Origin of the sequence: Enterobacter cloacae complex sp. P15RS, from assembly GCF_014895905.1 — a bacterium.
GTDB lineage: Bacteria > Pseudomonadota > Gammaproteobacteria > Enterobacterales > Enterobacteriaceae > Enterobacter > Enterobacter quasihormaechei.
Map to the genome: position 1 here is coordinate 1 of NZ_JADBQL010000035.1, position 5724 is coordinate 5724.

4 protein-coding genes are annotated in these 5724 nt (G+C 58.0%); 3 read left to right on the plus strand and 1 reads right to left on the minus strand.

Annotated features, from left to right (window positions below):
• The first annotated feature begins 84 nt into the window (after window positions 1-84).
• The 3 genes from IM267_RS18935 to IM267_RS18945 all read left to right on the plus strand — a co-directional run bounded on the left by IM267_RS18935 (window position 85) and on the right by IM267_RS18945 (window position 4185).
• On the plus strand, window positions 85-927 hold the full coding sequence (locus IM267_RS18935) for a 23S rRNA (adenine(2030)-N(6))-methyltransferase RlmJ (protein ID WP_006808562.1): 843 nt from the start codon (window positions 85-87) through the stop codon (window positions 925-927).
• 71 nt (window positions 928-998) lie between these two features.
• Entirely contained in the window at window positions 999-2351 is a 1353-nt protein-coding gene (gorA, locus tag IM267_RS18940) for a glutathione-disulfide reductase (RefSeq protein WP_063450012.1), read from the plus strand.
• Window positions 2352-2535: 184 nt separating this feature from the next.
• Window positions 2536-4185: an alpha,alpha-trehalase gene (locus IM267_RS18945; protein ID WP_193034056.1), complete on the plus strand. Its 1650-nt coding sequence runs from the start codon at window positions 2536-2538 to the stop codon at window positions 4183-4185.
• A gap of 46 nt (window positions 4186-4231) precedes the next feature.
• Here IM267_RS18945 and IM267_RS18950 read toward each other — a convergent pair.
• Window positions 4232-5724: STY4199 family HEPN domain-containing protein (locus IM267_RS18950; RefSeq protein WP_193034057.1), on the minus strand; the 1493-nt coding region annotated here is incomplete at its 5' end.

The window sequence follows — 5724 nt, forward strand, 5'->3', positions numbered from 1 at the left end:
CTGCGCTTACCGGGCCTGCGGGTAATCTTTGCCGTTCTGCTGTAAACTGTGGCAAATCGTCAATTCAGCGGAATATCATTACCCATGCTCAGTTATCGCCACAGCTTCCACGCTGGCAACCATGCCGACGTCCTTAAACACACCGTTCAGAGCCTGATCATCGAATCGCTCAAAGAGAAGGATAAACCGTTTCTCTATCTGGACACCCACGCGGGCGCGGGCCGTTATCAGCTGAGCGGCGAGCATGCCGAGCGTACCGGTGAATATCTGGAAGGGATTGCGCGTATCTGGCAGCAGGACGATCTGCCTGCCGAGCTGGAGCCGTACATCGGCGTGGTGAATCACTTTAACCGCAACGGCCAGCTGCGTTACTACCCGGGCTCTCCGCTGATTGCCCGTCAGCTGCTGCGCGAGCAGGACAGCCTCCAGCTGACCGAACTGCACCCGAGCGATTTCCCGCTGCTGCGCTCTGAGTTTCAGAAAGATAACCGCGCCCGCGTGGACAAAGCCGACGGTTACCAGCAGCTGAAAGCCAAGCTGCCGCCGGTTTCCCGTCGCGGCCTGGTGCTGATCGACCCGCCGTACGAAATCAAAACCGACTATCAGGCGGTGGTGACCGGCATCAACGAAGGTTACAAACGCTTTGCGACCGGAACCTATGCCCTGTGGTATCCGGTGGTGCTGCGCGCGCAGATTAAACGCATGATTAAGGATCTGGAAGCGACCGGCATTCGTAAAATCCTGCAAATTGAGCTGGCGGTGCGCCCCGACAGCGACCAGCGTGGCATGACCGCTTCCGGCATGATTGTGATTAACCCGCCGTGGAAGCTGGAAGCGCAGATGAACAACGTGCTGCCGTGGCTGCACAAAACGCTGGTGCCTGCCGGAACAGGGCACGCCACCGTAAGCTGGATCGTGCCGGAGTAATTGCAGCCATCGGTGGAAACTATTGATTTCAGGTATACAATCGCGGCAATTCACGATTAAGGACAAAAACTATGACCAGGCATTATGACTACATCGCAATCGGCGGCGGCAGCGGCGGCATCGCCTCCATTAACCGTGCGGCCATGTACGGCCAGAAGTGTGCGCTGATTGAAGCCAAAGCGCTCGGCGGCACCTGCGTGAACGTCGGTTGTGTACCGAAGAAAGTGATGTGGCATGCCGCGCAAATCCGTGAAGCTATTCATATGTATGGCCCGGACTACGGTTTTGACACCACCATCAACCACTTTGACTGGGACAAGCTGATCGCCAGCCGTACCGCCTACATCGATCGTATTCACACCTCCTACGACAACGTGCTGGGCAAGAATAACGTTGACGTGATCCGCGGCTTCGCCCGTTTCGTGGATGCGAAAACGATCGAAGTGAACGGCGAGACGATCACTGCCGATCACATCCTGATCGCCACCGGCGGCCGTCCGAGCCACCCGAACATTCCGGGCGCGGAATACGGTATCGACTCCGACGGATTCTTCGAGCTGCCAGCTCTGCCTGAGCGCGTGGCCATTGTGGGCGCAGGTTACATCGCGGTTGAGCTGGCTGGCGTGATTAACGGCCTGGGCGCAGAGGCGCACCTGTTCGTGCGTAAACACGCGCCGCTGCGCAGCTTCGACCCGCTGATCGTCGAGACGCTGGTTGAGGTGATGAATGCCGAAGGCCCAACGCTGCACACCAACGCCGTGCCAAAAGCGGTCGTTAAAAATGCAGACGGCAGCCTGACGCTGGAGCTGGAAGATGGCCGCAGCCAGACCGTTGACTGCCTGATCTGGGCGATTGGTCGTGAACCGGAAACCGACAACTTCAACCTGGCCGCAACTGGCGTGAAAACCAATGAAAAAGGGTATATCGTCGTTGATAAGTTCCAGAACACCAGCGTACCGGGCATTTATGCCGTCGGGGATAACACCGGTGCCGTCGAACTGACGCCGGTTGCCGTTGCCGCAGGCCGTCGCCTTTCCGAGCGCCTGTTTAACAACAAGCCGGACGAGCACCTGGATTACAGTAACATCCCGACCGTGGTCTTCAGCCACCCGCCCATCGGCACCGTTGGCTTAACCGAGCCGCAGGCGCGCGAGCAGTACGGCGATGACCAGGTGAAAGTGTACAAATCGGCGTTTACCGCAATGTATACCGCAGTCACCTCACACCGTCAGCCGTGCCGCATGAAGCTGGTCTGCGTGGGCCCGGACGAGAAGATCGTCGGTATCCACGGCATTGGCTTTGGCATGGACGAGATCCTGCAAGGCTTCGCGGTGGCGCTGAAGATGGGCGCAACCAAGAAAGACTTCGATAACACCGTCGCGATCCACCCGACGGCGGCAGAAGAATTTGTGACCATGCGTTAAGCCTGATGCCCCTCCCCGGAGGGGCATTTTTCATTAACATTCACAAATCGTTGCAAAACGAATGCTCCGAAAATAGTGATCTACCGCACATATCCCCCCACATCTACCGAAGCGAATGTCTACGCTTATAGGACGCCCGGAAAAACCAGTCTTTGAGAACACATAACCGGAGGTCTTTATCACCATGTTCAACCAGAAACTACAGACTGCCGAGGAAATCGAGTTCGAAATTGCAGAAGAGCTGCGCTACGAAACCGATCCCTGTGAGTTAAAACTGGATGAGATGATCGAGGCAGAGCCGGAACCGGAAATGATTGAAGGGCTGCCGGCGTCCGATGCCCTCACGCCCGCAGACCGCTACCTTGAACTGTTTGAACACGTCCAGTCGTCGCGGCTGTTTGCGGACAGCAAAACCTTCCCCGACTGTGCGCCGAAGATGGATCCGCTGGATATCCTGATTCGCTACCGCAAGGTGCGTCGTCACCGTGATTTCGACCTGGCGCGCTTTGTGGAGAATCACTTCTGGCTGCCGGAGGATTACAGCAAAGAGTACGTCTCTGATCCCGGCTTCTCCCTGAAAGAACACATTGATAACCTGTGGCCGGTGCTGACGCGCGAGCCGCAGGATCACATCCCGTGGTCGTCACTGCTGGCGCTGCCGCAGGCCTATATTGTGCCCGGTGGTCGCTTCAGCGAGACCTACTACTGGGACTCCTACTTCTCCATGCTGGGGCTGGCAGAAAGCGGTCGTAACGATTTGCTGAAATGCATGGCCGATAACTTCGCCTGGCTGATTGAGCGCTATGGCCATATCCCGAACGGCAACCGTACCTACTACCTCAGCCGCTCCCAGCCGCCGGTATTTGCGCTGATGGTGGAGCTGTTTGAAGAGGACGGCGTGCGCGGGGCAAAGCGCTATCTTGAACACCTCAAGATGGAGTATGCCTTCTGGATGGACGGGGCAGAATCGCTGCTGCTCAATCAGGCCTATCGCAGTGCGGTTCGCATGCCGGACGGCTCCCTGCTTAACCGTTACTGGGACGATCGCGATACGCCGCGGGATGAATCCTGGATTGAGGACGTTGAAACCGCCCGACATTCTGGTCGTCCACCGAACGAGGTGTATCGCGACCTGCGCGCCGGGGCAGCCTCCGGCTGGGATTACTCGTCCCGCTGGCTGCGCGATCCGGCGCGGCTGGCCAGCATCCGCACGACGCAATTTATCCCCATCGATTTGAACGCGTTCCTGTTCAAGCTGGAGAGCGCTATTGCCAATATCTCAGCATCGAAAGGGGATAAAGAGACCTCCGATCTGTTTCGTCAGAAAGCCAGCGACCGCCGCGCGGCGGTGAACCGCTATCTGTGGGATGACGAGAACGGCTGTTATCGCGATTACGACTGGCGGCGTGAAGCGCTGGCGCTCTTCTCTGCGGCCAGCATTGTGCCGCTGTACGTGGGCATGGCGACGCATGAGCAGGCGGAGCGGCTGTCCGATGCCGTTAAAGCACGTCTGCTCACACCGGGCGGGATCCTCGCCACCGAATATGAAACAGGCGAGCAGTGGGATAAGCCGAACGGCTGGGCGCCGCTGCAATGGATGGCCATTCAGGGGTTCAAACAGTACGGCAACGACTCGCTGGGAGATGAGATCGCCTGGAGCTGGCTGCACACGGTGAACCATTACTATAAAACCCATCATAAGCTGATTGAGAAGTACCACATCGCCAGCAGCACGCCACGCGAAGGTGGCGGGGGGGAGTATCCGTTGCAGGATGGCTTCGGCTGGACCAATGGCGTGGTGCGGCGGTTGATTGGGTTGTATGGGGAGCCCTGAGCCTCTCCCCTCGCCCTCTCTCCTCAGGGGAGAGGGGGAAAAATAATCAGCGGATCACCTCATAAATGGCAGTCTGGATGGACTGCCATTTTTTTGTGGTGGCATCCGGCTGAGATTTAGCGCGGCGCGTGGCCATATCCGCATCATGCTGTTGGCGTTTCACCACTGCCGGGACGGTACAGAACGCTTTCAGGTACTGCTTGCGCATAGACGTCAGCGATTCGCCGTTCGCCATCGCATGGCTAAGCGTGTTAATAAAGCGTCGGCAGGGCTTTTGCTCTGTCATTTGCAGGCGGTAGCGCAGCATCACTTCCAGCACGTCGTCGTAGCCTGCTGATAACGCCTCTTCTGTCCATGACACTTTCCAGTCCATCCCGCCCTGCAAGAACAGGAGCGCCACGCGGGTATCGTTGCGGCTGATAGCTGAACGGAAGTTGTTTTCATCCCAGGTCACGCCCATACGCGTCAGCGTTTCTCGCGAGGAAGGCGTTTCGCGCATCTCCTGCACCGGCGCGGGAGATGCCGAACTGGCCACAGCCGGCTGCGGTTTACTGCTGGTTACCAGCCAGGCTCCCCCCACGATAATCGCGATAACCATCATGCCAACCGCTCCCCACAGCACGCCGGAAATCAGCTGTTCGCGCTGCTCGGGCGTTCGCGCGGCGCGCTGGGTCGGTTTCTCGATGCTGTCGCGTACTTCAAAAAGATCGCCACCCGTGGTGCGATCCCTTTTCTGCGCCTTTTCCCAGAACGCGTGCAGCTCGCTTTCCTCCACCGCCATGAGCGCCGCCGGGTTAATGCGTGTTCGCCCTTCCTCAAACGCGCGCTGAACGGAGCGGGTTATCTGCGTGTAATAGCTGTCGAGCAGCTGGATTTGCGCCCCGCTTAACGGCTGCTGCACGGTGATGCTGTTGCGGATTTGACGGATATCCTCGAGGAAGGTTTGCAGCGTTTTGCGAGGCTCTACCAGCAGCGTCAGCATGTCCGGGTCGTTAAACAGCGACGCGTAGTAGCGGCTAAATTCTTTTTTATCCACCAGCATCTGGGCCAGCTCGCTGAACAACATGCCGCTCAGCACATCGTTAATTTCACCGTTTTTCAGCCAGCGACGCACGCGATCGGCGTTAAACAAGGTCTTAAGATGATTATTCAGCCGCGTCGGATCGGGCCACGCCTGCTGTATCAGGCCTTTTATCATTAGCTCGATGGCTCGCACCTGTTTCTGCGCCTGAAGCTGGCTCGCCTGCTCTGGCGCCATCCCGGTATCGTAGGTCAGGAGGGGCTGTTGCAAACGCAGATATTCAAGGGCGGTTACAAAGCGCATCGCCGCAATCAGCTGGTTTTCGCTGACGTCCTGCCCGCTTTCATACTGGGGGACGCGCTGCTGAAGCAAGCGTAATTGCAGCGTAAAGGCCGTCATTTCCGCATCATTCAGGTTCAGCTTCCTGGCAACGGCGCCCCACCCGCCCAGCCCCAGGCGGGCGCTGTCCAGCTGTTCCAGAAACCAGCGTGGATCTTTGCCTTCACTAACAGGTACAT